Source organism: Streptomyces sp. NPDC002577 (assembly GCF_053594815.1).
The window spans coordinates 1-17,206 of record NZ_JBSFWK010000027.1; the positions used below are offsets into that span (position 1 = coordinate 1).

The window sequence follows — 17,206 nt, forward strand, 5'->3', positions numbered from 1 at the left end:
CTATCTCGCCGGACTCCACCTGCGCGCCTCGATGATCTGGCTCAAAGACCTCACCCGGACCACCCATTGATCACGACTCGATACGCGCCCTAGGCCCGTCGTAAGGCTGCTTATGCAGCTGGACGACGGGCCCGAGGCCCCTCAGGAGAAACGCGGCTGATCAGGCCGGTCCACATGGCCAGGCCTACGGACCGATCAGGTGGGCCGGACCTATGAGGTGGTCGGCATGGCGAGGAGGACGTCCGTGTACTTGGCGACGGCCAGCAGCAGGCCGATGACGCCGAGCGAGACTCCGGCCCACGCGACGGACTTGATCCAGGGCGCCTGGACCCGGTCCGGGGCGCCGAACGCGGGCCGGACCAGCACCACGACACCGACGATCAGCGCGACGAGCGCGAAGATACCGGCCACCAGCGCGTTGACGTTCCAGGAGTCCGCGTAGATCTGCTTGATCTGCGTGGCGACGCTGGAGCCCGACGCCACCTCCAGCTGGCCGTACAGCGAGTCGCGCGCCTGGGCCACGGTGCCCACCCAGCTGCCGGTGAGCGAGACCAGGCCGAGCGCGGCGGAGACGACGGCGGCGGCACCCTGGCCGACACCGGTGGACGCCTTGGCGGCCGCCTCTGCACCGGCCGGTGCGGCGTCCGCGTCCGCGCCCGTCTCCGGGGCGGCCTCGGCGGCGTCCGCGGAGCTCTCCTCCGCCTTGGTCCCCGCGGTCTCCTCCTCGACCGTGTCGACCTCTTCCCCGGCCTTGCTTCCGGCTGCCTCAGCTGTCTTGGTTCCCATGCCCCGCACCGTACGGAGAGAGTCTGAGAACTCCCTTAATGATCCTTTCACCCCGCGGCTTCGAGGCCGTCGCCTTCGACGCCGGTCATAGGTCTAGACCTGTGGCCGGATCCGGATCTCGCTGTGGCAAGGCTGTGAAGTTCACCCGTGAGGGTGAGGACAACACTGATCAACGGGGAGAAATTCTCATGCGCACTCCGCACACCGCCGCTGCCGTCGCCCTCACAGCCCTTATGGCGATGGGCCTGACCGCCTGCAAGGACGATGGGGCCTCCGACGCGAGCAGCCAGGCTTCGGCCTCCGCGGCGACGGCGACGTCGAGCGTCACCGCGGCTCCCGCCGACGCCTCCGCGGCCGCGGACACCAGCAAGGGAACCGGCAACGGAACCCCGGCCTCTCAGACGCCCACAGCCAAGGACGGCCAGGGCTCCGCCCCCTCCGACTGCACCACGGACAACCTGAAGTTCACCGCCGAGAACGTGTCGCGGCCGATCAACCACATGCTCATCACGGCCACGAACACCACATCGGAGCCCTGCTACATCTACGGCTTCCCCTCCGTGACGTTCAGCGATCAGGGCCCGATCGGCACTGCCGAGGAGACCAAGCCGAAGTACGTGGTGACCGTGCCGCCCAAGGAGAGCGTCTACGCCGGCGTCACCCTCTCCACCGGCACCGGCTCCGGCAAGGCCAGCGGCCACGACGCCTCCAGCATCGGCCTGACCCTCCACGCCGCCGAGGGCTCGGGCACCACCGGCAGTGCGGTGACCGTCGCCGCGCCGGGCGGTTCGGTCTACGTCGAGGAGGGCACGGCCGAGGTGACGTACTGGCAGGAGTCCGCCGACGACGCCCTCAACTGGTAAGCGGCCCCGGCCCGCCTCATCCCTTCTGCACCCTTTCTGCACCACCGGCCCGTGAGCGCCGGCGCGACCAGCGCCGGCGCCCTACTGCGGGCCGCGGGCCGCGAACCGGCGGGAACACCTGTATCGCCATTACGTGCACGCCCCGGCGTACTGCGTTCTCAGTAGCCGGGATTGTCGGCAGGCGCACGACGACCCGACGGGCCCCGGCCGGAGAGCCTGTGGAGGTTCCCGAAACCGGATGTGGAGGCCTCCTGCCGTGGCTGCTTTCCTGTATCGACTGGGCCGTCTGGCCTTCCGGTGGCGTTGGTGCGTCACCCTGCTGTGGGTGGCCGTGCTGGCCGCCGTCGGCCTCGCCGCCGCCAAGGCTCCCACCGCACCCGACGACGGCTTCTCCATGCCGGGCATCGAGTCGCAGAAGGCGTTCGACCTGCTCGAGCAGCGCTTCCCCGGCTCCACCGCCGACGCGGCGGTCGCCCGGATCGTCTTCGTCGCCCCGACCGGCGAGAAGGTCACCGCGGCCGGCAACAAGGCGGCGATCAAGCACCTCGTCGACGAGGCGGCCGACGGCTCCCAGGTCGCCGCCGCGGTGAACCCCTTCCAGGCCAAGGCCGTCAGCAAGGACGCCACCACCGCATACGCGACGGTCACCTTCAAGGCCAAGGCCGACGACCTCACCGGCGCCGCCAAGAACCATCTTCAGCACGCCATCGACCAGGCCCGCGACGCCGGCCTGACCGTCGAGGTCGGCGGGAACGCTCTGGCCACCCAGCCCGCGGCCGGCGGGCCCGCCGAGGTCATCGGCATCGCCATCGCCGCCGTCGTCCTGCTGATCACCTTCGGCTCACTGGCCGCCGCCGGCCTGCCGCTGCTGACCGCCATCCTCGGCGTCGGCATCAGCATGGCCGCGATCCTCGCCCTGGGCAGCACCTTCGGTCTGTCCGAGACCACCGGAACTCTGGCCACCATGCTCGGGCTGGCCTGCGGCATCGACTACGCGTTGTTCGTCGTCTCCCGCTACCGCGAGGAACGCGCCAAGGGCCACACGCCCCAGGAAGCCGCCGGGCTGGCCGCGGGAACCGCCGGTTCCGCGGTCGTCTTCGCCGGACTCACCGTCGTCATCGCCCTCGCCGGACTCTCCGTCGTCGGCATCCCGATGCTCACGAAGATGGGCCTGGCCGCCGCCGGCGCCGTCATCGCCGCCGTCCTCATCTCCCTCACCCTGGTGCCGGCCATCCTCGGCTTCTGGCCCAACGCCGTCCTCTCCCGCTCCGCCCGCAAGCGCGGCCGGATCCAGCCGGCCGACGCGCACAACGGCGGCAGCCGCTGGGCGAGGCTCGTGGTACGCCACCCCCTCCCCGTACTGCTGCTCGGCGTCGTGGGCCTGGGGGCCATCGCCACCCCCGTCATGAACCTCCAGCTCGGCATGCCCGGCGACGAGGCCAAACCCACCTCCACCACCGAACGCCGCGCCTACGACGCCCTCGCCGACGGCTTCGGCCCCGGTTTCAACGGACCCCTGACCATCGTCGTCGACGCCCGGAACGCCGAGCACCCGAAGACGGCCGTGTCCACCATCGCCAAGGAGATCGCGGCCACCCACGGCGTCGTCTCCGTCTCGCCGGCCCGCTTCAACCCCGACGGCGACACCGCCGTCTTCACCGCCGTGCCCAGCACCGCGCCGACCGACGAGAAGACCAAGAATCTCGTCCACGCCATCCGCGACGACCGGCCCGCCATCGAGACGCACGCGGGGGCGAGCTTCGAGGTCACCGGCACCACCGCCCTGAACATCGACGTCGCCCAGAAGGTCCAGGACGCCCTCATCCCCTACCTCGCCGTCGTCGTCGGCCTGGCCGTCGTCCTCCTCCTGCTGGTCTTCCGCTCCCTCCTCGTGCCCCTCAAGGCAGCCGTCGGCTTCCTGCTCTCCGTCCTGGCCGCCCTCGGCTCCGTCGTCACCGTCTTCCAGCAGGGGCACGGCGCCGACCTCCTCGGCGTCGAGCAGACCGGCCCCATCATGAGCCTCATGCCGATCTTCCTGGTCGGCATCGTCTTCGGCCTCGCCATGGACTACGAGGTGTTCCTCGTCTCACGGATGCGGGAGGCCCACGTCCACGGTGACCTGCCCGCCCAGGCCGTCGTCACCGGCTTCCGCTACAGCGCCCGCGTCGTCGTCGCCGCCGCGCTGATCATGATGGCCGTCTTCTCCGGCTTCGTCGGCGCCCAGGAATCCATGATCAAGATGATCGGGTTCGGCCTGGCCATCGCCGTCCTCTTCGACGCCTTCGTCGTCCGCATGGCCATCGTTCCCGCCGTCCTCGCCCTTCTCGGCGAGAAGGCCTGGTACCTCCCCCGCTGGCTGGACCGGCTCCTGCCCGACGTCGACGTCGAGGGCGAGGCACTCAGCCGCATAGCTCCCGCCCCCTCGGCCCCCGCCCCGGCCGACCGGGCCGACACCGAGCCCGTACCCGTCCGCTGACACACGGCGGGACCCATCGCCCGGCGGGCGGCCGCCTCCCACCCCCAGGCGGCCGGCCGCTGACCGGCCGGGGCCGCCGTAGCGGCGGCGGCCCCGACGCGCCGGCACCCCGTGGGGACGGGGGCCCGGCGCGGTCCCGGGCCCGGCGGGCGGATCACTTCCCCCCGGTCCGCCGCCGGGCCCGCGGACACCCCTCACCCCTTCACCCCGCTCGCTCGGCCGCCCAGCCGCCCATCCCCCGGCCAAGCCACCGACAGAACCTCCTCCGGTGCACGTCAACGCGTTACCGCCGGAGACGGAAGGCAGGACACACCGATGAAGACCTCCGTACAAGCCGGGGTGGTCGGGGCGCTCGCATGCGGCACGCTGATCGCCGCGCTCGCCTTCGGCGGGCACGACGGCGGCGGCCTCGCCGACGAGGCAGCGCCCCCGAAGGGCCCCTACGTCGCCCTCGGCGACTCCTACACCGCCGGCCCGAAGATCCCCGACCAGACCGGAAAACCCGCCGGTTGCGAGCGCTCCGACCACAACTACCCGGCGCTGGTGGCCAAGGAGCTGGGCCTGGCGGCGGCCGAATTCCGCGATGTGAGCTGCAGTGGGGCCACCATCTCCGACCTCACCGCAGCACAGTCCACCGGCGACGGGGTCAACCCGGCGCAGCTGTCGGCGCTGTCGGCCGGCACCCGGCTGGTGACCATCGGGATCGGCGGCAACGACATCGGCTTCGCCTCGCTGGTCAGGCAGTGCGTCACCGCGGGGGCGATCTATCACGTGTTGGGCAGCGGCAAGTACGTACCCGACGACGCCCCCTGCAGCAGGCGGTACGTGTCCGAAGGGACCGACGAGGTGCGGCAGAGGATCACCACAGCCGGCGAGCGGCTCTCCGAAGCGCTGAAAGACGTCAGGCGCCGCGCGCCCAAGGCCCGCGTGTACGTGGTGGGATATCCGGCGATCCTGCCGTCCAAGGAGTCCGAAGAGACCGGCTGCGGCCGCGACATGGGACTCGCACCGGGCGATGTGACCTTCCTGCACGACGAGGAACAGCAGCTCAACGCCATGCTGCGCCGACGGGCGGAGGCCGCCGGCGCCGGATACGTCGACACGTACACCCCCTCCGTGGGCCGCGACGCCTGCGCGGCCGAGGACACCCGCTGGGTCGAGCCCCTGATCCCCCTCAACCCCGCGGCGTCCGTCCATCCCAACGAGCGCGGCGAGCGCGGCATGGCCGACGCCGTCCTGCGCGCCCTCCACGCTCATGGCTGAGCCGCTGGCGTGGACGCGAGCGGGGCGCGGGATATTCGGTGTCGCGCGCCGTTTCGCGCGTGCTAGCGTCCGCGCTCAATCCGTCCCGGCGGCTTTCCGCCGAGGCCCAGCGTCAGCCCCGAGAAGGTGCATTGCATGAGGGTCCGACCGAGCTCCGAAGCCATCCCCTATCGCTTCCAGGACTCAAGGAGCCCTTTCACCGATGCACGACATCACTCAGGGGACCCCTCAGGGGCCCTCACAAGGAATTTCGCACGACATCTCGCGTGACCCGTCGCCTGACGGTCCGGCCGGCGCTCCGGCCGACGAACTCACCCGGCGCCTGACCCAGGCCCGCTACCCGCGCAGCAACCGGTACGACGTCCGCTGGATCATCGAGAACCAGATGGGCCCGCACCCGCTCTGGCTGCTGGAGTGGCTGGCGCCCGCCCTCGGCCTGGACGCGCCGGCCCCCGGCTCGCGAGTCCTCGATCTCGGCTGCGGCCGGGCGTTGACGTCCGTGTTCCTCACCAGGGAGTACGACGTCCAGGTCACCGCCGCCGACCTGTGGATCAAGCCCGACGACAACTGGCAGCGCATCGTGCAGGCCGGCTGCGCGGACCGTGTCCTTCCGCTGCACGTCGAGGCGCACGATCTGCCTTTCGCCGAGGGCTGCTTCGACGCGATCGTGTCCATCGACGCGTACCACTACTTCGGCACCGACAACATGTACCTGCCCACACTCACCCGGCTGCTCAGGCCGGGCGGGCGGATCGGCGTCGTCGTACCGGTGTTCCTCGAGGAGCCGGACGGGCCCGGGTGGCCTGAGGGGCCGGACGGCGACGAGCCGCCGGAGCATCTGAGGCCTGTCTGGTCTCCGGATCTGTGGACCCTCCACTCACCGCAGTGGTGGCGGCGGCACTGGGCGCGCAGCGGAGGCGTGAACGTGGAAGCAGCGGACCTGCAGCCCGACGGCTGGCGCGACTGGCTGCTGTGGTGCGAGGTGTGCGCCGAGGAGAGCGACGACGAGTTCACGGTGACCCAGGCCCGCCGCTGGTCGAAGATCCTTCGCGCGGACGCGGGCCGGACCTTCGGCTTCGCACGGCTGGTGGGCCGTCGCGTGGCTTGACCTTCGAGCCAGGGCCCCCGGCCGGCCCGGTGCGGGCGGCTGCTCAGTCGAGCTGATCGCCGATCGCCATCAGTAGCACCCCGGCGATCAGCCCGACGAGCGCCCGCTTCGTGCGCCCGCGCCAGCCCAGTACGGCCACGGCGGCGCAGATGACCGCACCGACCGCGTACGCGAGAGCCGCGGCCGCCGACGCTCCGGTGCCGAACCGCATCGCGGAGGCGCCGGATCCGGCCAGCGCCAGTACCGCGCCGGACGCCGTCGACGCCCGACGGGCGCGCCGTGCCTCCCGGGCCCGCTGCTCGGCGACGGTCTCCAGGTTCTCGTTCTCGTCTTCGTCTTCGTCTTTGGATGCGTTCGGCCCGACACCGGGTTCTACGTCGAGGCCGGCGTCGAGTTGCTCCTCGGGTTCCGGCCGGTCGTCCGTCGTGTCGTCCGTGCGGGCCAGTTGGGCTGTGTTCCCGTCGAGTTCCGCCATGGCCCGGCAGCGTACCCGGTGAGTGGAATCCGGTAATCCGGGGGGCCGTACACGGAAAGGAAAACCCAGGCCGTACAGCGAAGGGGCGGCGCACCGGTCGGTGCACCGCCCCTTCATGCCGTGCGAAACGATCCCTTTGCGGGAGCGCGAGAGGGGCAGGTCAGCCCTCGACGCCGAGCTTCTCCAGGATCAGCTCCTTGACGCGCGCCGCGTCGGCCTGACCGCGCGTGGCCTTCATGACGGCGCCCACCAGGGCGCCGGCCGCGGCCACCTTGCCGCCGCGGATCTTGTCCGCGATGGCCGGGTTGCCGGCGATGGCCTCGTCGACGGCCGTGCCCAGCGCGGAGTCGTCCGAGACGACCTTCAGGCCGCGCTTCTCGACGACCTCGTCCGGAGTGCCCTCGCCCGCGAGCACACCCTCGATGACCTGGCGGGCCAGCTTGTCGTTGAGGGAGCCCTCCTTGACCAGGCCGGCCACGCGGGCCACCTGCTCAGGGGTGATGGGCAGCGCGCTCAGCTCGACACCGTCCTCGTTGGCGCGGCGGGCCAGTTCGCCCATCCACCACTTGCGCGCGGAGGCGGAGTCGGCCCCGGCCTCGATCGTGGCGACGATCGGGTCGATGGCACCGGCGTTGAGCATCGACTGCATGTCGTGGGCGGTGACGCCCCAGTCCTCACGCAGCCGGTTGCGGCGGGCCAGCGGCAGCTCCGGCAGCCCGGTGCGCAGCTCCTCGACCCACTCGCGGGACGGGGCGACCGGCACCAGGTCGGGCTCCGGGAAGTACCGGTAGTCCTCGGCCTCCTCCTTCACGCGGCCCGACGTCGTCGAACCCGTGTCCTCGTGGAAGTGGCGGGTCTCCTGCACGATCGTGCCACCGCTGTTGAGGACGCCCGCGTGCCGCTCGATCTCGAAGCGGACCGAGCGCTCGACGGAGCGCAGCGAGTTGACGTTCTTCGTCTCGCTGCGGGTGCCGAACTTCTCAGCGCCCTTGGGCATCAGCGACAAGTTGACGTCGCAGCGCATCTGGCCCATCTCCATACGGGCCTCGGAGACACCGAGCGCCTTGATGAGCTCGCGCAGCTCGGCGACGTACGCCTTGGCGACCTCGGGAGCGCGCTCGCCCGCGCCGACGATCGGCTTGGTGACGATCTCGATGAGCGGGATGCCCGCGCGGTTGTAGTCGAGGAGGGAGTGCGAGGCGCCGTGGATACGGCCCGTCGCGCCGCCGATGTGCGTGGACTTGCCGGTGTCCTCCTCCATGTGGGCGCGCTCGATCTCCACGCGGAAGACCTCGCCGTCCTCGAGCTGGACGTCCAGATAGCCGTTGAAGGCGATCGGCTCGTCGTACTGCGAGGTCTGGAAGTTCTTCGGCATGTCCGGATAGAAATAGTTCTTCCGGGCGAAGCGGCACCATTCGGCGATCTCGCAGTTCAGCGCGAGGCCGATCTTGATCGCGGACTCGACGCCGGTCGCGTTGACGACGGGCAGCGAGCCGGGCAGGCCCAGGCAGACCGGGCAGGTCTGCGTGTTGGGGTCGGCGCCCAGCGACGTCGAGCAGCCGCAGAACATCTTCGTCTTGGTGCCGAGTTCGACATGGACCTCGAGGCCCATGACCGGGTCGTACGACGCGAGTGCGTCCTCGTACGGGACCAGGTCGGTCGTGGTCGTGGCAGTCACGGTGAAACTTCCCTCTCAGCCCAGCAGGACGTCGTCGTCGCCCAGGCGCTTCAGCTCCCGGTAGAGGATCGCCAGGCCGGTGACGATGGCGGCGGCGGAAATGGCCGCGTCGAGCAGCCGCAGCGTGTCGTGCTCGATGCGGGCCTTCTTGGCCTGCTTCGCGATGCCGACCGCGCCGAACGCGGTGGTGGCGATGGACAGGTACGTGCCGGACTTGGACTTCTTGAAGCCCTTGGCCTTCGACAGTGCACTCACAGCGACGGAGCCTCCTCGAGCAGCGGGTGGCCCCAGCGTTCCACGAAGGCCGCCTCGACCGCGGCACCGACCTTGTACAGGCGGTCGTCCTTCATCGCCGGGGCGATGATCTGCAGGCCGACCGGCAGGCCGTCCTCCGGCGCGAGGCCGCAGGGCAGCGACATGGCCGCGTTGCCGGCGAGGTTGACCGGGATGGTGCACAGGTCCGCCAGGTACATCGCCAGCGGGTCGTCGGCACGCTCGCCGATCGCGAAGGCGGTGGTCGGCGTCGTCGGCGAGACGACGACGTCGACCTTTTCGAAGGCCTTCTCGAAGTCGCGGCTGATCAGCGTCCGCACCTTCTGGGCGGAGCCGTAGTACGCGTCGTAGTAGCCGGAGCTGAGCGCGTACGTGCCGAGCATGATGCGGCGCTTGACCTCGTCGCCGAAGCCCGACTCGCGGGTGAGCGAGGTGACGTCCTCGGCGGAGCGGGTGCCGTCGTCGCCGGTGCGCAGGCCGTAGCGCAGACCGTCGAACCGGGCGAGGTTGCTCGAACACTCGGACGGCGCGATCAGGTAGTACGCCGACAGCGCCAGGTCGAAGGACGGGCAGTCCAGCTCGACGATCTCCGCGCCCAGCTCCTTGAGCAGCGACACGGACTCGTTGAAGCGCTCGACGACACCGGCCTGGTAGCCCTCGCCGGCGAACTGCTTCACGACGCCGACGCGCATGCCCTCGACGGAGCCGTTGCGGGCGGCCTCGACGACCGGCGGGACCGGGGCGTCGATGGACGTCGAGTCGAGCGGGTCGTGTCCGGCGATCACCTCGTGCAGGAGGGCCGCGTCCAGGACCGTACGGGCGCAGGGGCCGCCCTGGTCCAGGGAGCTGGAGAACGCCACCATGCCGTAGCGGGACACGCCGCCGTAGGTCGGTTTGACGCCGACCGTGCCGGTGACGGCGGCCGGCTGGCGGATGGAGCCGCCGGTGTCGGTGCCGATGGCGAGCGGCGCCTGGAAGGAGGCCAGCGCGGCGGCGGAACCGCCGCCCGAGCCGCCGGGGATCTTGGTGACGTCCCACGGGTTGCCCGTCGGACCGAACGCGCTGTTCTCGGTCGAGGACCCCATGGCGAACTCGTCCATGTTGGTCTTGCCGAGGATGACGACGTCGGCGGCCTTGAGCTTCTTGGTGAGCGTGGCGTCGTACGGCGGGATCCAGCCCTCGAGGATCTTCGAGCCGACCGTGGTCGGAATGCCCACGGTGGTGAAGATGTCCTTCAGCGCCAGCGGCACGCCGGCGAGCGGTCCGAGCTTCTCGCCCCGCTCCCGCTTCTCGTCGACGGCGCGGGCCTGCGCGAGGGCGCCCTCGCGGTCGACATGCAGGAAGGCGTGGACCTTCTCGTCGACGGCGTCGATCCGGGCGAGGTGGGCCTCGGTGACCTGGACGGCCGTGAGCTCGCCGGAGGCGATCTTCGCGGCCGTCTCGGCCGCGGTCAGCTTGATGATGGTGCTGTCCGTCATGGTGGTCCTAGTCCTCCCCCAGGATCTGCGGCACCTTGAAACGCTGCTGCTCCTGGGCAGGGGCACCGGAGAGCGCCTGCTCCGGGGTGAGCGAAGGACGGACCTCGTCCGCGCGCATGACGTTCGTCAGCGGCAGCGGGTGGGAGGTCGGCGGTACGTCTTGGTCGGCGACCTCGGAGACGCGGGCGACCGCGCCGATGATGTCGTCGAGCTGGCCGGCGAAGTGTTCGAGCTCTTCGTCCTTCAGCTCCAGACGCGCCAGCCGGGCGAGGTGGGCGACCTCCTCGCGCGTGATGCCAGGCATGCAGCGATCCTCTGGGGTGAGTGTGTGTGGTTTGGGCTCAATCCTATGGGGCGGGGCCCGGTGCCCGTGAAACGGTTTCCCGGGACCCCGCACGCGAGGCCCGGCGCGTCAGCGGCGCCCGTCCCAGGGCTCGCTCTTCAGGAAGTGGTTGTCGTACAGCTCCTGCACCTCCAGCAGGCTCTCCGGGGTGGCCTCACCCAGGGCGATGCGCTGGAGATGGCGGAAGTACTCGAACCGTTCGACGCCGGGGGTGATGACGATCAGGATGTCGGCGTCGGTCCCGGGTACGGCGGCGAAGGCGTGCGGCCTGCCCGGCGGCACGATGACGAGGTCGCCGCGGCCGGCGGTGACGATGTCGTCGCCGGACAGGATCTCGGCGGCGCCGTCGAGCAGGAAGAACATCTCGGCGGAGTTGTCGTGCCAGTGCGGGCGCGCACCGTCGGCGCCGTCGGTGAGGGTGACGCGCTGGGTCGACAGGGCACCGCCGGTCCGGCTGCTGTCGGCCAGCAGGCGCATGGTGGTGGGAGCGCGGCCGACCACCTCGGCCTCGGCCTCACGGACGATCACGGACTCGTCGAACTTCGGTACGAACAGCGACATTTCTGAACCCCCTGGTGACGGTACGGACGTGATCAGACGGCGAAGAGCAGTCCGGCACTGATCAGGACAACGGCGGCCGTGGCGAAGTGGATCCCGAAGGCCACGGCCTTCGTGCCGCCGTGGCGCAGCACTATCAGCGTGTCACCGAGCGGCACGAGAGCCACGACGAGCATGAACCATGCCCCGGCACGGGCGCCGGTGAACGCGAGCAGTGCCAGGCCGAGGATGCCGAAGGTGGCGTCCCTGAGGCCCTTGATCGCGAGGTAGGCGGCGTCTCCGTCCGGCTTGGCCGGGACGCCGTAGCCGGTGGCGGCGGGGCGGGGCTGGAGCAGGAAGCGGGCCCCGATGAACAGGACGAGCAGGTCGAGCACGACGGCCAGGGTGTACGCGGCGACGGTCACGTCACATCTCCTTGCTAGCAACGCTAGGGACATGAGCGAAGCTATCAGAGCGGCGACATGAATTCTAGCGATGCTAGAAACTCGGCCATGTCGATCCAGACTCGCCGGGAGCGCGAACGAGCAGAGCGGGAGCGGCTGATCGTCACGACCGCGCGGGAACTCGCGGAGACCGAGGGCTGGGACGCGGTCACCACGCGGCGGCCGGCCTTCCAGATCGAGTACAGCCAGCCCGTCCTCTACAGCCACTTCAAGGGCAAGGACGCTGCCCTGCATGAGGCGTTCCGTCGAACTGTTCCAGGCCGTCGAGCCGATCGCGGCCGAAGGCGACGATCCGGGCCTGCTCGCGGAGACCTACTGGGCCGGCCTGCACGGCCTGGTCACGCTGATGCGCAGCGGACGCCTTCCCGAGGAGGCCCATGATCGCCGTCTCGCCCTGCTGATGGGGCACTTCTCGGCGGGGGCCGAAAGGGCGGGGACCGAAGGGGTGGCGGCCGACTGAGGCAGCCCTCGCAGCACCCGCTGCGAGGAGTCCGCCACGAGCCGCTTACGAGCCGTTTCGCCGGCACGACGCCGGCCGATCCGGCGGATCTGCCCACGCGGCCCGCATCAGCCCACGCGACCCGCATCAGCCGAGGCGGCCCGGATCGTCCGCCGCGGCCGCGGGAAGGGCGGCCCTGGGCCGCTGCCAGCCTCTGGTGCCCCGCGCCCGCAGCCAGGCCGTCGTCTCGTCGGCCGGCATCGCCGCGGCGACGAGCCATCCCTGAACGGCATCGCACCCGAGATCCCGCAGCCGCTCCCAGGTCTCGTCGTCCTCGACGCCCTCGGCGACCACGAGCAGCCCGAGGGAGTGCGCGAGATCGACGGTGCAGCGGACGATCTCCGCGTCCTCGGCGTCCACGGCGAGCCGGGCGACGAAGGACCGGTCGATCTTGAGCTCGCTCACCGGCAGCCGCCGCAGATGCACCAGCGAGGAGTACCCGGTGCCGAAGTCGTCCAGCGACATCTTCACGCCGTGCCCGGTCAGACCGGCCAGTGTGTCGGCCGCCCGCTGCGGGTCCTCGAGGAGGACGTGCTCCGTGATCTCCAGCTGCAGGGCTCCCGGGGGGACGCCGTGCCGCGCCAGCCGTGCGGCGACGGCACCCGCGAAGCCGGGCGTATGGACGTCGCGCGGGGACACGTTGACGGCGACGGGCACGCGCAGCCCCTGCGCGCGCCACCGCGCCACCTGGGCGAGCGCCGTCTCCAGCACGTACTCCGTGAGGTGCGGCATGAGCCCGGACGACTCGGCGATCGCGATGAACTCGTCCGGCGGCACCCTGCCGCGCTCCGGATGCACCCACCGTACGAGCGCCTCGAGCCCGGCGACCTGGCCGTCGAAGCGGACCTTCGGCTGGTAGTGCAGCTCGACCTCGGAGGCGTCCAGCGCCCGCCGCAGGTCGCCGAGCAGGCCCAGCCGGTCCGGCGTGTTCGAATCGCGCTTGGACTCGTACACCTCGACGCCGGTGCGGTCCCGCTTCGCCTGGTACATCGCGACGTCCGCCCGCCGCAGCAGCCCCTCCGCATCCAGCGCGTGGTCCGGGAAGACCGCGAGCCCCGCGCTGGCCTCCAGCACCAGCGTGAGCCCGTCGAGGTCGAGCGGGGAGCCGAGTGCGGCGACGAGCGCCCGGGCGACGCGCGTGGCCGACGTCGTGGAGTCGGCGACCGGCAGCAGTACGGCGAACTCGTCGCCGCCGAGCCGCGCGGCCTCGGCGCCGCGCGGCAGGGCCGTCTGCAGCCGGTCGGCTATCTGGAGGAGCAACCGGTCACCCGCGAGATGACCGAGGGTGTCGTTCACCGACCGGAACCGGTCGAGGTCGATCAGCAGGAGTGCGGACCGGGCTCCGATGCGCTCGGCGTCGTCCAGCGCCGCCCAGGTGCGCTCCAGCAGCCACTGCCGGTTGGGCAGGCCGGTGAGCGGGTCGCGCAGCTGCTCCTCGGCCCGGGCGCGGGCGATCCACAGCGTGGAGTCGAGCGCGATGAGCGGAACGGCGAACAGGGGCAGCAGGATGGGCATGGCCCTCGCGACGACGCAGATCAGGGGCGCGATGCCGAGCAGTGCGCCGGCGAGCAGACCCTGCCGGACCAGGGCGGTGCGGGTGGCGGTCGGCAGTCCCGCGGTGGGGGGCGCGTGCACGTACCAGAGGAGGACGCGGGTGACGGACAGGTATGCGGCCGCCACCAGGGCCACTTCCGGCACGGTGTAGAGGTTCCATGCCTCCGGCGGCCAGGGGTTCTCGGCCGTGGGCACGGTACCGAACACCGCCATGACGAGGGCGCCCGCGCCGATGCCGATGATGTCGACGGCGCCGTGCAGCGCGCCCTGCCACCAGCGGTTTCTGCGCGCGATGCCGACGAGGACGACGACGGCGAGGCTGACCATGCCGGCGGGCAGCCACCCGTACAGCAGCAGTACCGCGAGGGTCAGGGCCGCGCCGGAGCCCGCGCCGTTCCACCAGCGGCCCCGCCCGAACGCCACCAGATGGCCGACGACGAGGCCGGTGAGGACGGCAAGGGACCAGCCCGCGGCGCCGGTCGGGAAGAGCCCGTGGCTGCCGGTGAAAGCCCGGTAGAAGCCGGCTGCCAGCGCCAGCGAGGCCACCGCGACGACGGCGCCGGGCAGCAGCGTCGGGACAGTGAGCCGGTTCTGCGTCCGCGCGGAGCCGCCCTGGCCGGGGCCGTGCCCGACCGTGACGTGCCCCGGGCTGCGCCCGCCCTCCACGGGTTTCCCGCCCGGGCCGCCGGTGTCGGGGCCTCGCGGGGGCCGGCGGACGGACCAGTGGACGCCGGTCCGGCCGGATCCCGGGCCACGCCGTACTCGCAGGCGCGCACGCAGCCGTGAGACCGGGGCGGCGCTATCGGTCGGTTCCATTCCCGTCCCTCTCACAGCCGGCGGTGCCCACGCCACGCGGCCCGACGTCTGCGGCCTCCCCGGGTGGCCTCCAGCGGTCGCTGGAGGAGGAAGCCCGGGAGGCTGCCGACGAACGAAAACCGCGTCCGAAAACGCTTCCCCGAGCTCGCAGGAGAGCGGGGGATGCGCCGACCGCAGTTGGGCACGGCAGGCGCACATCTCAACAGTAGGCCGCAGAAGGCTTGTACGGGCACCGGTCGCCGACGGTTGCCCGAATGCGACCAGGCCACCCGTATGCAACTGATATGGGCTGAACGGGTGGCCTTGAACCGCTACTCCTCGACCGGAAGCGCAACTTCCGCAGCCGCGTCCGGCCCCTGCTCCAGCAGCACGTCGAAGCCTTCCTCGTTCAGAACAGGAACCTTGACCTGCATCGCCTTGTCATATTTCGAACCGGGGTTGTCACCCACAATGACGAATGAGGTTTTCTTCGACACCGAACCGGTCACCTTTGCGCCACGGCTCTGGAGGGCTTCTTTTGCGCCATCCCGCGTGTAGTTCTGCAGAGTTCCCGTCACGACGACCGTGAGGCCTTCCAGCGGGCGCGGGCCCTGTTCCTCGCCCGCACCCTCCTCCTCCATCCGGACCCCGGCCGCACGCCACTTGCGCAGGATCTCGCGATGCCAGTCCTCTTCGAACCACTGTTTGAGCGAAGCCGCGATGGTCGGCCCCACGCCCTCGACGGCGGCCAACTCCTCCTCTGACGCCTGTTCGATCCGGTCGATCGACCGGAACTCACGGGCCAGGGCCTCGGCGGCGACCGGTCCCACATGCCGGATGGACAGCCCCGTGATGATGCGGGCGAGCGGACGCTCCTTGGCGGCCGCGATGTTCTCCAGCATGGCCAGCGTGTTCTTCTTGGGCTCGCCCTTCTGGTTGGCGAAGAACGTGACGACCTTCTCCTCGCCGGTCTTGGGGTCGCGCTTGGGCAGGCCCGTGTCCTGGTCCAGGACGTACGACTTGATGGGCAGCAGTTGCTCCACCTTCAGGTCGAACAGGTCGCCCTCGTCCCGCAGGGGCGGCTCGGACGGCTCCAGCGGCCTGGTGAGCGCCGCCGCTGCGACATAGCCGAAGTTCTCGATGTCCAGGCACTTGCGGCCGGCCAGATAGAACAACCGTTCGCGCAACTGGGCGGGGCAGGACCGGCCGTTGGGGCAGCGCAGGTCGACGTCGCCCTCCTTCATGGGCCGCAGCTCCCAACCGCACTCCGGGCACTCGGCGGGCATCTGGAACTCGCTCTCCGTGCCGTCGCGCAGGTCGACGACCGGGCCGAGGATCTCCGGGATGACGTCACCGGCCTTGCGCAGCACCACCGTGTCACCGATGAGCACGCCCTTGGCCTTGACCACGTCCTGGTTGTGCAGCGTCGCGAACTCGACCTCGGACCCGGCGACCACGACCGGCTCCACCACGGCGTACGGCGTCACACGTCCCGTACGGCCTACGCCAACCCGGATGTCCACCAGTTTGGTGTTGACCTCCTCCGGCGGATACTTCCAGGCGATCGCCCAGCGCGGGGCGCGCGAGGTGGAGCCGAGGCGCCCCTGCAGCGGGATCTCGTCGAGCTTGACGACGACGCCGTCGATCTCGTGCTCCACGGAGTGGCGGTTCTCGCCGTAGTACGCGATGAACTCCCGGACGCCGTCGAGGCCGTCCACCACCTTGTTGTGCCGGGCCGTGGGCAGGCCCCATTCGCGCAGCAGGTCGTACGCCTGGGACAGGCGGTCGATGTCGAAGCCCTCGCGGGCGCCGATGCCGTGCACGACCATGTGCAGCGGGCGGGTCGCCGTGATGCGTGGGTCCTTCTGGCGCAGCGAACCGGCGGCGGCGTTGCGCGGGTTGGCGAAGGGCTTCTCGTCGGCCTCCACCAGGCGGGTGTTGAGCTCCTCGAACTTCTCCATGGGGAAGTAGACCTCGCCCCGGATCTCCACCAGCGCCGGGATGCGGTCGCCCTTGAGCCGGTCCGGGATCTCCGCGATCGTCCGCACGTTGGGGGTGATGTCCTCGCCTGTGCGTCCGTCGCCGCGGGTCGCCGCGCGCGTGAGCCGCCCGTGCTCGTACGTGAGGTTGACCGCGAGGCCGTCGACCTTGAGCTCGCACAGGAAGTGGTAGGCCGAGGTGCCGACCTCCTTGGCGACGCGCTCCGCCCAGGCGGCGAGCTCCTCATCGTCGAAGGCGTTGTCGAGGGAGAGCATCCGCTCGCGGTGCTGGACCGCCGTGAACTCCGTCGCATACGCCCTCGCGACCTTCTGGGTCGGCGAGTCGGGGGTGCGCAGCTCCGGGTACTCGTCCTCGAGGGCCTCCAGCGAGCGCAGCAGCTTGTCGAACTCCGCGTCGCTGATGACCGGCTGGTCCTTCACGTAGTACCGGAAGCGGTGCTCCTCGATCTGCTCAGCGAGCTGCGCGTGCTTCTCGCGCGCCTCTGCGGGCGCCGATGCGGGCTGTGCTTGCTGTTCGCCGGCCACCGTCTTTTCCTCCCGATTTCTTGTACGGCCCGTCACTTGCTCGTGCTGCCACGCGCTTGTGTCTGTCTCTGGTGCTGTCACTCGCCCGT

The 17,206-nt window shown here is 70.8% G+C and carries 14 protein-coding genes and 1 pseudogene; 5 read left to right on the forward strand and 10 right to left on the reverse strand.

Translation table 11 applies throughout. From position 1 onward, the window contains the following. Positions 1-210 precede the first annotated feature (210 nt). Positions 211-786 carry a hypothetical protein gene (locus ACWD4J_RS27800; RefSeq protein WP_451398167.1) on the reverse strand — a complete coding sequence of 192 codons (576 nt, stop codon included), beginning with the start codon at positions 784-786 and terminating at the stop codon, positions 211-213. Positions 787-974: 188 nt separating this feature from the next. Here ACWD4J_RS27800 and ACWD4J_RS27805 point away from each other — a divergent pair, with 188 nt between their 5' ends. The 4 genes from ACWD4J_RS27805 to ACWD4J_RS27820 all read left to right on the forward strand — a co-directional run bounded on the left by ACWD4J_RS27805 (position 975) and on the right by ACWD4J_RS27820 (position 6,496). Next, a complete protein-coding gene (locus ACWD4J_RS27805) occupies positions 975-1,649 on the forward strand; it encodes a DUF4232 domain-containing protein (RefSeq protein WP_451398168.1) in 675 nt (224 codons plus the stop codon). Between the two features lie 256 nt (positions 1,650-1,905). Continuing rightward, the gene (locus ACWD4J_RS27810; protein ID WP_451398169.1) at positions 1,906-4,125 is read left to right on the forward strand and encodes an MMPL family transporter; all 2,220 of its coding nucleotides are present in this window, start codon (positions 1,906-1,908) and stop codon (positions 4,123-4,125) included. A 315-nt stretch (positions 4,126-4,440) separates the two neighbouring features. Beyond that, a complete protein-coding gene (locus ACWD4J_RS27815) occupies positions 4,441-5,388 on the forward strand; it encodes an SGNH/GDSL hydrolase family protein (RefSeq protein WP_451398170.1) in 948 nt (315 codons plus the stop codon). Between the two features lie 202 nt (positions 5,389-5,590). Then, on the forward strand, positions 5,591-6,496 hold the full coding sequence (locus ACWD4J_RS27820; protein ID WP_451398171.1) for an SAM-dependent methyltransferase: 906 nt from the start codon (positions 5,591-5,593) through the stop codon (positions 6,494-6,496). A 43-nt stretch (positions 6,497-6,539) separates the two neighbouring features. On the opposite strand, the gene ACWD4J_RS27825 is transcribed toward ACWD4J_RS27820, so the two are convergent. The 7 genes from ACWD4J_RS27825 to ACWD4J_RS27855 all read right to left on the reverse strand — a co-directional run bounded on the left by ACWD4J_RS27825 (position 6,540) and on the right by ACWD4J_RS27855 (position 11,705). Then, on the reverse strand, positions 6,540-6,971 hold the full coding sequence (locus ACWD4J_RS27825) for a hypothetical protein (protein WP_451398172.1): 432 nt from the start codon (positions 6,969-6,971) through the stop codon (positions 6,540-6,542). 160 nt (positions 6,972-7,131) lie between these two features. Continuing rightward, positions 7,132-8,649: an Asp-tRNA(Asn)/Glu-tRNA(Gln) amidotransferase subunit GatB gene (gatB, locus tag ACWD4J_RS27830; RefSeq protein ID WP_451398173.1), complete on the reverse strand. Its 1,518-nt coding sequence runs from the start codon at positions 8,647-8,649 to the stop codon at positions 7,132-7,134. Between the two features lie 15 nt (positions 8,650-8,664). Further along, positions 8,665-8,904 (reverse strand): hypothetical protein, encoded by a 240-nt coding sequence (locus ACWD4J_RS27835; protein ID WP_451398174.1) that lies wholly within the window; start codon positions 8,902-8,904, stop codon positions 8,665-8,667. Then, the gene (gene gatA, locus ACWD4J_RS27840; protein ID WP_451398175.1) at positions 8,901-10,400 is read right to left on the reverse strand and encodes an Asp-tRNA(Asn)/Glu-tRNA(Gln) amidotransferase subunit GatA; all 1,500 of its coding nucleotides are present in this window, start codon (positions 10,398-10,400) and stop codon (positions 8,901-8,903) included. Before gatA ends, ACWD4J_RS27835 begins: the two co-directional genes overlap by 4 nt. A 7-nt stretch (positions 10,401-10,407) precedes the next feature. After that, entirely contained in the window at positions 10,408-10,704 is a 297-nt protein-coding gene (gatC, locus tag ACWD4J_RS27845) for an Asp-tRNA(Asn)/Glu-tRNA(Gln) amidotransferase subunit GatC (protein ID WP_356633907.1), read from the reverse strand. 108 nt (positions 10,705-10,812) lie between these two features. Continuing rightward, positions 10,813-11,304 (reverse strand): cupin domain-containing protein, encoded by a 492-nt coding sequence (locus ACWD4J_RS27850; protein WP_451398176.1) that lies wholly within the window; start codon positions 11,302-11,304, stop codon positions 10,813-10,815. A 32-nt stretch (positions 11,305-11,336) separates the two neighbouring features. Further along, positions 11,337-11,705, reverse strand: a complete 369-nt coding sequence (locus ACWD4J_RS27855) for a DUF4267 domain-containing protein (RefSeq protein ID WP_451398177.1) — start codon at positions 11,703-11,705, stop codon at positions 11,337-11,339. Between the two features lie 87 nt (positions 11,706-11,792). On the opposite strand from ACWD4J_RS27855, the pseudogene ACWD4J_RS27860 reads away from it, so the two are divergent. After that, positions 11,793-12,204, forward strand: a pseudogene (locus ACWD4J_RS27860) (TetR/AcrR family transcriptional regulator). A gap of 126 nt (positions 12,205-12,330) precedes the next feature. On the opposite strand, the gene ACWD4J_RS27865 reads toward ACWD4J_RS27860, so the two are convergent. Beyond that, positions 12,331-14,613: a putative bifunctional diguanylate cyclase/phosphodiesterase gene (locus tag ACWD4J_RS27865; RefSeq protein ID WP_451398178.1), complete on the reverse strand. Its 2,283-nt coding sequence runs from the start codon at positions 14,611-14,613 to the stop codon at positions 12,331-12,333. Between the two features lie 311 nt (positions 14,614-14,924). After that, the gene (gene ligA, locus ACWD4J_RS27870) at positions 14,925-17,117 is read right to left on the reverse strand and encodes an NAD-dependent DNA ligase LigA (RefSeq protein ID WP_451398179.1); all 2,193 of its coding nucleotides are present in this window, start codon (positions 17,115-17,117) and stop codon (positions 14,925-14,927) included. Positions 17,118-17,206: the final 89 nt, after the last annotated feature.

What these genes read in the sequence shown, in the direction of transcription:
- gatC (WP_356633907.1), bottom strand. Translation starts at nt 10,704, where the DNA reads ATGCCTGGCATCACGCGCGAGGAGGTCGCCCACCTCGCCCGGCTGGCG.
- ACWD4J_RS27865 (WP_451398178.1), bottom strand. Translation starts at nt 14,613, where the DNA reads ATGGAACCGACCGATAGCGCCGCCCCGGTCTCACGGCTGCGTGCGCGC.
- gatA (WP_451398175.1), bottom strand. Translation starts at nt 10,400, where the DNA reads ATGACGGACAGCACCATCATCAAGCTGACCGCGGCCGAGACGGCCGCG.
- ACWD4J_RS27820 (WP_451398171.1), top strand. Translation starts at nt 5,591, where the DNA reads ATGCACGACATCACTCAGGGGACCCCTCAGGGGCCCTCACAAGGAATT.
- ACWD4J_RS27825 (WP_451398172.1), bottom strand. Translation starts at nt 6,971, where the DNA reads ATGGCGGAACTCGACGGGAACACAGCCCAACTGGCCCGCACGGACGAC.
- ACWD4J_RS27805 (WP_451398168.1), top strand. Translation starts at nt 975, where the DNA reads ATGCGCACTCCGCACACCGCCGCTGCCGTCGCCCTCACAGCCCTTATG.
- ACWD4J_RS27815 (WP_451398170.1), top strand. Translation starts at nt 4,441, where the DNA reads ATGAAGACCTCCGTACAAGCCGGGGTGGTCGGGGCGCTCGCATGCGGC.
- ACWD4J_RS27850 (WP_451398176.1), bottom strand. Translation starts at nt 11,304, where the DNA reads ATGTCGCTGTTCGTACCGAAGTTCGACGAGTCCGTGATCGTCCGTGAG.
- ACWD4J_RS27800 (WP_451398167.1), bottom strand. Translation starts at nt 786, where the DNA reads ATGGGAACCAAGACAGCTGAGGCAGCCGGAAGCAAGGCCGGGGAAGAG.